Source organism: Sphingorhabdus sp. (assembly GCF_046154385.1).
In the GTDB taxonomy this organism is placed as follows: domain Bacteria; phylum Pseudomonadota; class Alphaproteobacteria; order Sphingomonadales; family Sphingomonadaceae; genus Sphingorhabdus_B.
Genome location: NZ_JBJXFW010000026.1, coordinates 1 through 8663 on the forward strand (window position 1 = coordinate 1; position 8663 = coordinate 8663).

7 protein-coding genes and 1 pseudogene are annotated in these 8663 nt (G+C 55.3%); all 8 read right to left on the minus strand.

The genetic code is table 11. The features are described from left to right. Positions 1-134: 134 nt before the first annotated feature. Positions 135-1304, minus strand: coding sequence for an acetyl-CoA C-acetyltransferase (locus tag ACKVOS_RS05085; protein WP_409210934.1), 1170 nt, complete (start codon positions 1302-1304; stop codon positions 135-137). A gap of 105 nt (positions 1305-1409) precedes the next feature. After that, positions 1410-2831, minus strand: coding sequence for an aldehyde dehydrogenase family protein (locus ACKVOS_RS05090; protein ID WP_409210935.1), 1422 nt, complete (start codon positions 2829-2831; stop codon positions 1410-1412). Between the two features lie 57 nt (positions 2832-2888). Then, positions 2889-4418: an acyl-CoA synthetase gene (locus ACKVOS_RS05095; protein WP_409210936.1), complete on the minus strand. Its 1530-nt coding sequence runs from the start codon at positions 4416-4418 to the stop codon at positions 2889-2891. A 2-nt stretch (positions 4419-4420) separates the two neighbouring features. Continuing rightward, a complete protein-coding gene (locus ACKVOS_RS05100) occupies positions 4421-5179 on the minus strand; it encodes a crotonase/enoyl-CoA hydratase family protein (RefSeq protein WP_409210937.1) in 759 nt (252 codons plus the stop codon). Positions 5180-5303: 124 nt separating this feature from the next. Beyond that, a complete protein-coding gene (locus ACKVOS_RS05105; RefSeq protein WP_409210938.1) occupies positions 5304-6515 on the minus strand; it encodes an acyl-CoA dehydrogenase family protein in 1212 nt (403 codons plus the stop codon). A 152-nt stretch (positions 6516-6667) separates the two neighbouring features. Further along, the gene (locus ACKVOS_RS05110; RefSeq protein ID WP_409210939.1) at positions 6668-7798 is read right to left on the minus strand and encodes a GNAT family N-acetyltransferase; all 1131 of its coding nucleotides are present in this window, start codon (positions 7796-7798) and stop codon (positions 6668-6670) included. Between the two features lie 108 nt (positions 7799-7906). Next, positions 7907-8368 carry a RidA family protein gene (locus tag ACKVOS_RS05115; protein WP_409210940.1) on the minus strand — a complete coding sequence of 154 codons (462 nt, stop codon included), beginning with the start codon at positions 8366-8368 and terminating at the stop codon, positions 7907-7909. After that, positions 8365-8663: pseudogene (locus tag ACKVOS_RS05120) on the minus strand (HAD family hydrolase); the annotation flags it as partial. The pseudogene ACKVOS_RS05120 and the gene ACKVOS_RS05115, both read right to left, overlap by 4 nt.

Genomic DNA, 8663 nt, shown 5'->3' on the forward strand with positions numbered 1-8663 from the left:
CTCCCGCTTGCGGGAGAGGATAGGAAGACTTGCGAGCTCGCTCGCTAGTCGAACTTGGTGAGGGCCCTCACCGCTGCGACTAGGCAATAAATTGCCAAGTCTCGCTGCCTCTCCCGCAAGCGGGAGAGGGAAAATCAAACCCGTTCGATGATCGTGACGTTGGCTTGCCCTCCGCCTTCGCACATGGTTTGTAGACCATATTTGCCCTTACGCGTTTCCAGCGCATTCAGCAGTGTCGCCATCAATTTGGTACCCGACGCACCAAGCGGATGGCCCAATGCAATGGCACCGCCATGCACGTTAATCCGCGAACGGTCAGCGCCGATGTGCTTCAGCCACGCCAACGGCACAGGCGCGAAAGCTTCGTTGACCTCATATAAGTCGATATCTTCGATTTTCATTCCCGAACGCTGCAACGCACGGTCGGTTGCGAACAAGGGTTCTTCAAGCATGATAACCGGATCACCCGCGGTGACCGTCAGATTGACGATCCGTGCGCGCGGGGTCAAACCGTGGTCCTTCAGCGCCTTTTCCGACACGATCAGGACCGCCGACGAACCGTCACAAATCTGGCTGGCATTGGCCGCGGTTATCGAACCGCCTTCCTGCAGCAATTTAACGCCTGACAGACTTTCAAAGGTCGCATCATAGCGAATACCTTCGTCGCTGTTGTGGATCATGTTTCCTTCCGGCGTTTCGATTTCAATGCCAACTATTTCATTGGCAAATAGTCCGGCCTCGGTTGCAGCGATCGCTTTCTGGTGCGATTCCAAAGCGAACTGATCAAGATCCGCGCGCGAAAAGCCATGCTTTTTCACAAGCATTTCAGCGCCCATGAACTGGCTGAACATGATGCCGGGATAGGCTTCTTCGAGCCGGGGGCTTTTATATGTTCCAAGGCCTTCTTTTTTGAAAAGCATCGATGTCGACCCCATCGGAACACGGGTCATGCTTTCAATACCGGCGGCCAACACAATATCCTGTGTCCCGGACATCACCCCTTGCGCGGCAAACATCATCGATTGTTGAGAAGAACCGCATTGGCGATCAATGCTGACCGACGGAATCGAATTGGGCATTTTGGAAGCCAGCACGATATTGCGACCAACATCGCCTGCCTGCTCACCGCCCATCATGACGCAGCCCATGATGACATCTTCGATCGCCGCGGGATCAAAGTCGTTGCGGTCGGCAATCGCATCCAAGACAGCAGCGCCTAAATCTACAGGATGTATCCCGGCGAGTTTTCCTCCGCGCCGTCCACCAGCGGTCCGGACCGCATCAACAATATAGGCATCCGCCATCTTCACTCTCCTGTGGGTCAAAATTTAATCAGACGATTAAACTTTGACCCAAGAGAGTCAAGTTGAGATTGTCATCCTTCGCCCTGGTACAAAGGCGTATGGGGGTTAGGCCGCTTCGCGTGCGATCGTGATGACTTGCGGATAGGTGAATTCGAGCAGGCCTTCCTCACCCAATTCAGCACCAAAGCCGGACTGCTTATGTCCGCCAAAGGGGGCATTGGGCGCAAGATGCATCGATTCATTGATCCACACCGTACCGGTTTCCAATTGTTCCGCCACCGCAACAGCCGCTTCTGGATTGCTGGTCCAAATGGAGCCAGCCAACCCGTAATCCGACGCATTGGCGCGGCTGATGACTTCGTCGACAGTCGCAAATTTCATCAGCGGCATGACTGGACCAAATTGTTCTTCCGCCACGATGCGTGCATCTTCAGGTGGATTGTCGAGGACAGTTACCGGCACGAAATAGCCGGGGATCGAAGGATCATGGTCGCCTCCAACAAGGAATTTATAGCCCTTGTCCTTGGCATCGGCGATCAGTTCCAGAACGCGTTTATATTGTTGTTTATTCTGGATCGGACCAATTGCTGTGCCCTGTTCGGCACCGTCGCCCACTTTTACGGCACTGGCATAAGCGGCAATTGCGGCCGACAGTTCGTCATAGATATCTTCATGAATATAGATGCGTTTTGCTGCAATACAGACCTGACCCGCGTTGTAAAAGCTCGCCCAAAACAGCTTTTCCGCAACCTTGGCAACATCCGCATCGGGCAGCACAATCGCAGCATCGTTTCCGCCCAATTCCAGCGTGATCCGCTTAAGATCCTTCGACGCCGACTCCATCACCCGCTTGCCAGTGGCAGTCGAACCGGTGAACGTGATCTTGTCGATGTCGGGATGGGACGTCAGCAACGGTCCCAGTGCATCGCCGCCGGTGATGATATTCAAGACGCCGGGCGGAAAAACGCCGGCGATCAATTCAGCCATTCTAAGGGTGGCCAGCGGCGTGAAAGGCGAAGGTTTCAACACCATGGTGCAGCCCGACAACAAGGCAGGCACGATTTTCTGTACCGCCATTAACACCGGAAAATTCCACGGCACGATACCACCAACAACACCCACAGGAACGCGGCGCGTCCGGCTCAGACGCTTTTCGCTGTCTTCGCTGATTTTTTCATCGAGATTCAACATCGGCAACGCACGGGTCATGCCGACGCAACCGGCAATTTCGCTGCCCGCCTGCATATGCGGTTTGCCTTGTTCGCTGGTCAAAAGGCGCATCAGTTCATCGCTGTTCGCCTTTATGGCGTCCGCCATTTTGGCAAAACAGGCGCGGCGTTCTTCAACACTGGTTTTCTTCCAGGCGGGAAACGCGGCGCGTGCTGCCGCCACTGCTTTGTCCAGCTCGGCCTGACCGCAATCGGGGACCTGCCCGATAACCTGTTCATTGGCAGGGTTCACGACATCGATCCATTTGTCGCCTGCGACCAATTCGCCGTTGATCAGGTTCTTATATTGGGTGGTCATCAATTCTCTCCTCATGAGTCTCTCGACTTATATCATCATATTGCGGGAATACCGAAACTAGACTTTGTCCTGTTTCGCCCAATATTCGTCGCGTAAAAGCCGCTTGTAAAGCTTGCCCGTGTCGTGGCGAGGCAGTTCTTCCCTGAAATCGATCCGCCGCGGAATTTTGATACCCGATAGCTTTTCACGGGCATAAGCGGTCAATTCGTCACGCAAGGCATCACCTGCATCTGCCATGTTCAGTGGTTGGACAACCGCAATAACCTCTTCTCCCATTTCATCATGCGGCCCGCCGATTACCGCAACATCCTGAACCTTGGGATGGGCGACAAGATGATTTTCGATTTCCTGCGGGTAAATATTTACGCCACCCGATATAATCATAAAGCTCTTGCGATCCGTAAGGTAGAGATAACCCTCCTCGTCCAATCGGCCGACATCGCCCAATGTGGTCCAGCCATGCTTGTTCGTAGCGCTCTTCGTTTTTTCAGGGTCGTTATGGTAGCTGAACGACGCCTCGCTTTCGAAAAAGACCGTGCCTTCCTGACCTGCTGGAACATCGTCTCCATTTTCATCGCAGATATGCATGATCGAATTCAGTGCGCGCCCCACGGACCCCTTGTGCGTGAGCCACTCTTCGCTTGAAATGAAGGTAATCCCCTGCCCTTCGGTACCGGCATAATATTCGCGCAGCACTGGTCCCCACCATATAATCATCGCTTCTTTGATCGGTATCGGACAAGGCGCTGCCGCATGAACTGCGGTTTCCAGCGACGACACATCATATGTGTTTCGCACATCATCGGGCAGTTTGAGCATACGGGCAAAATGCGTCGGGACCCATTGGCTGGCATTGATCTTATACTTCTGGATCGCCGCCAGAGCCGCTTCGGGATCAAATTTTTCCATGACGACCACGGTCCCGCCCAACCGGTGGACCGCAATGCACCACCGCAATGGCGCGGCATGATAAAGCGGTGCGGGCGATAAATAGATACTATCACCCGAAAAGCGGAACGCCATGGCGGCCAAACCGGATAATGAATTAGGTGATGCAATATCCGGGTCTTCCGGCAATGGAAAACGCACGCCTTTAGGCTGGCCGGTTGTCCCCGAACTATACAACATATCGGTTCCGGCGCGCTCGTCCGCAATGGGCGTTTTCGGCATGGCGGACAGGGCAGCGGCATAATCTGTCCAACCGGCATGGGGGCTGCCTAATATATACCGTTTCACCGGGCTTTGCAGTTGATCAAGAGTCGCACCCAGATAGGACGATGCGAACAGCGCCTTTGCCCCGCTGTCGTTCAGGATATAGTCCATTTCCGACGCCGTAAGACGGCAACTGATCGCGACATAAATCAGACCGGCCCTTTGCGCGCCCCAGACCAGATCGAAAAACTCTGCCCTGTTATCGAGGCAGAATGCGACCGTATCGCCATGTTGCAATCCTATCGAGCGGAACAGGTGCGCCCATTGGTTCGATCGTTCATCCAGTTCCCGGTAGGTAATCGTCTCACCCGATCCCGCCATAATGACCGCGGGCTTGTCGGGATTTGCGGCAGCATGGACGACGGGATGCCCCATGATTATTCCCCTAACCATTTCGGTTTGCGTTTCTCCGCAAATGCCAGCGCGCCTTCACGCGAATCTTTTGACGTAAAGACCGGTCCGCAAATTTCGTTCTGCTTCTTCCACATTTCGGTCGATGTCCAATCCGGTCTTTCATTGATAACACGTTTGGTAGCAATCAGCGCCAGCGGCCCGTTTGCGGCTACCTTTGCCGCCAGTTCCAAAGCGGCGTCGATGGCCGCGCCTTCTGTCAGCCGGTTGACGAAACCGATTTCATAGGCCCGCTGCGCAGAAATAAAGTCACCGGTAAGCGCCAGTTCCATTGCCATACGTTTGCCGATAATCAAAGGCAGCGTCAACAGGCCTCCTGCAGCCGCAACCAAGCTGCGCTTGACTTCAGGGATACCAAATTGGGCCTTATCATTGGCCACCAGCAGATCACACGCAATGGCGATTTCCATACCGCCTGCCAAAGCATATCCCTCAACTGCGCCGATTAGCGGCTTGGCAGGCGGGGATTCGATAAATCCGGCAAAGCCTTTGCCCTTGATGCTAGGCAATTCGCCACGCAGAAACGCTTTCAGATCCATCCCCGAACAAAATGTCCCGCCAGCGCCGGTAATGATGCCAGCATTAAGGCTCTTGTCACTATCGAGCTGCTCCATCGCTGCGGCGACACCTTGCGCCACTGCTTGATTGACGGCATTCTTGGCTTCGGGCCGGTTGATCGTAATAATCAGGACGCCGTCCTGCACCTGCGTCAGCACTTCACTCATTGTATTCCTTTCACTTCAGCCACGTTTCCCGTTCGTGTCGAGCATCGTCGAGACACCGTTAAGGCGCGCAAGACGGATGGGTGTCTCGACTGCGCTCGACACGAACGGGAGAGGTAGCGCGGCATCACCGCCCCTTGGGCAACCCAAGTACATGTTCGCCGATGATGTTCTTTTGGATCTGGCTGGTCCCGCCGCCAATGGTTGCGGAAAAGCTGTTGAGATAGGCACGGTGCCAATAGCCATCATCGACAGCATTTTCATCACCGACATAATAGCCTGCACGGCTGCCCTGAAACTGAAGCGAAAATTCGGTCAGTTCGCGGATCAGTTCGGTCCGCGCCAGCTTGTTCATCAATGCCAATCCCATGGGCCGGTCGCTGGTCAACGGCGCCATCCGGCGGCGCTGATTATTGAGATTGAGGGCCTGAATTTCAATCATATAGTCAACAAGCTTGTCACGCATGACAGGATCGTCAAGCACAGGCTTACCGCCGCGCTTTGCCGTTCGCGCCATGTCGACAACGCTCATCACATCCATTTCCTTGACGAAATATCCGCCCACCGGATTGACCTTCGCGCCGCGTTCATATTCCAGTGTTTTCATCGCGACCATCCAGCCCTGCCCCTCTTCGCCGACAAGGCCCGAGGCAGGGATACGCGCATCGGTAAAGAAGCACTGGGTAAAACCATATTCGCCGGTCAGTTTTTTCAACCGCCGTGTTTCCACACCGGGAATCTTCATCGGCGCCAGGAAAAAGCTGAGCCCTGCATATTTGCTCGGGCCATCATTCGAAGTCCGCGCGAGCAGGATCATATAATCCGCGCGGTCACCTAGCGAGGTCCAGATTTTCGATCCGTTGATCACATATTCGTCGCCATCACGCACAGCCTTGGTCTGCGCGGAACCTAGATCCGATCCATGCTCGGGTTCGGAAAAGCCCTGGCACCAGATTTCTTCAGCACTCAGCATCGGCTTGATATAGCGCCGCTTGTCCTCTTCCCGGCCGATGTCGAGCAACAAAGGTCCGGTCCACCCGTTGGCAATGGCATTGATCATGATCGGCGCATCATGCGATTTCATGATACGCGTGGCGATCCGCTGATATTCCGGGTGCATGCCATAGCCACCATATTCGGTGGGCCAGCTCATGCCGAAATAGCCAGCCTCATATACCTTGCGCTGCCATGCGCGCAGAAAGTCGAACTGCTGGTCGGTCGACACTTCCATAAAGGTCAGCGGCAACATGAATCCGGGGTCGCGCACCGTGTTCTCGGCGAACCAGGCGTCGCATTGCTTCTCGAAATCCGCAAGTTCTTGTGGGCTTGGTTTGCTCATGGCTGATTCCTCTCTGCATGTTTAATTGCGCGATTAAAGATTGGAATGCAAGAGCGTGAAGCATCAAAATACAATGTAAAAGAGACGGGAGAAGGGGAGATGTTCGTATAATCTCGACGGGACGTCTCTCCCTCTCCCGTCTCTTTTACTTTTCAGGTCCGCTTGAACGGCCCCATTTCGCCCAGAAACTCGATCTCGCGTTCCATGGCTTGTGTCTCGCGCTCCAGAAAATCGGAAACCGCCGAACGAAAGCCGCCATTGGCAATATAGTGCGCAGAATAGGTCGGGACCGGCTCATAACCCCGCGCCAGCTTGTGTTCGCCCTGCGCCCCGGCTTCGACACGCGGCAGACTATGGGCGATCGCATAGTCGACGGCCTGATAATAGCAGAGCTCGAAATGGAGAAAGGGGACGTCACGGGTGCACCCCCAATAGCGGCCATAGAGGCACTCGGGACTGGCGAAGTTCAACGCACCGGCAATGGGCGTGGCGCCATCATAGGCAAGGAACAGGATAATGCTGTCCTTCATGCTGTCGCCAATGATGTCGAAAAATGATCGCGTAAGATAGGGTCGCCCCCATTTGCGTGCGCCGGTATCCTGATAGAAAACCCAAAAGGCGTCCCACATTTCGGCGGTGATATCCGTCCCCGAAATTTGCTCAATCCGAACAGATGCCTGCGCCGCCGCCCGCTCCTTGCGGATTGCCTTGCGTTTGCGCGAGGACAATTCCCCCAGAAAATCGTCAAAACTACCATAGCCGCGATTTTGCCAGTGGAATTGCGTACCGATGCGAACAAGCCAGCCCGCCGCCCGATAATATTCCAGCTCGGATTCGTCGACAAAGGTCGCATGGGCCGAGGACAGACCATTTTGGTCGACCACGGTTTCCGCAGCCGCCAGCAGCGATGCCGCTTGCAGCGGATCGCGCATCAATAGCCTTGGACCCGGCACCGGCGAGAAGGGCGCCGCTATTTGCAGCTTTGGATAATAACGTCCGCCCGCCCGTTCGAAGGCATCAGCCCAATGGTGGTCGAACACATATTCGCCCTGGCTATGCGTCTTCAGATACGCAGGAAGAGCTGCCGCAGGGGTGTCCGCCGCATCTCGGATAATGATGGGGGCGGGCGACCATCCCGTACCCGGGCCAACGCTACCCGATTCCTCCAGCGCCGACAGGAAGGCGTGGCTGACAAAGGGGTTACCGCGCGGGTTGAGCGCATCCCAAGCGGCAGGCGCGATATCGCTGACCCGGCTCAACAGTTCGGCAGTAACCTCAGACATAGCCCACCCAAAACCGTTCGCATCGAGCGCAGTCGAGATGCCATGAGGGAGTGCGCGCCTTCCGGGTGTCTCGACTGCGCTCGACACGAACGGAAATGAAGGGCGCCATTAAATCGCGCGCACCTTTACAACACAGTCAATTTCAACGGTCGCATCGCGCGGCAGAACAGGTACCGATACCGCTGCACGCGCGTGTTTTCCGGCATCGCCGAACACCGCCTCCATCAAGTCGGACGCGCCGTTTGCGACCTCCGGTTGGTCGGTAAATTCAGATGTCGATGCGACAAAGACACCTAGTTTGACGATCCGCTCGACACGGTCCAGATCCCCGCCCAATGCCTTTTTCATCTGCGCGATCAGCATGATGCCACAAGCCCGGGCAGCAAGCTGGCCATCGGCCAAACTACGCGCATCGCCAACTTTTCCGGTAATCACCTTGCCGTCGACAAAGGGCAATTGCCCGGACACATAAAGCATCCCCTCCGCTTCGACCGTTGGCACATAAGACGCAACAGGGGCCGCAGGTTCGGGCAAGATGATTCCCAATTCGGCAAGTTTTTCTTCAATCATGATAGTCCCTTTTCCAAAGCAGGTGCGACCGCATTTGCCACCAGTTTTTCCCGGATCCAATGTTCTGCGTCCGCCCATCGGTCCAAACGTGCATGCGCGGCCTTGGAAGACTTTACCCGTTCCCACAATAATGGCTCACCGACAAAATGCAGCCGCCAGACGTCGGGGAAATGCTCCTCCACCGAATCATGCTGATGCCCCAGATCATCAACAAAAACCGCAACGCTCGGTTTATATGTGTCCAGAATTCGGCCCAGTGCCTCGCCCTTGCCGCCCTGATTGGTATAGACCGGCG